Origin of the sequence: Pseudomonas typographi (genome assembly GCF_014694385.1) — a bacterium.
In the GTDB taxonomy this organism is placed as follows: domain Bacteria; phylum Pseudomonadota; class Gammaproteobacteria; order Pseudomonadales; family Pseudomonadaceae; genus Aquipseudomonas; species Aquipseudomonas typographi.
In genome coordinates this window covers 1-258 of sequence record NZ_JAAOCA010000169.1, presented here as the reverse complement: position 1 = coordinate 258, position 258 = coordinate 1, and the positions used below count along the sequence as shown (strand labels likewise).

At 64.7% G+C, this 258-nt stretch carries 1 pseudogene; it reads right to left on the bottom strand.

The features are described from left to right. Positions 1-258 (bottom strand): annotated as a pseudogene (locus tag HAQ05_RS28265) (hypothetical protein); the annotation flags it as partial.

The following is a 258-nucleotide window of genomic DNA, read 5'->3' as shown; positions in this document are numbered from 1 at the left end:
AATAGGGGTTCTGGTATTCGACGGCCGTCCCGGCCACCAGCGTCTTGCGGATGCGCTTGTTGAGGTTCACCACGACCTGGCCCTGGCCATCCGAGGTCGCATCGTCGATGACCTCGAACATTTCGCCGGCTACCGTGATGTAGTCGCCCATGGAAAACACCTTCGCGCTCGCGGTAACCCCGCCGATGGTCATCACCAGGGCCTGGGCATTGCCGGACACCACCACCGCGGCGCCGATGGAGTCGGTACGGCGGCGGG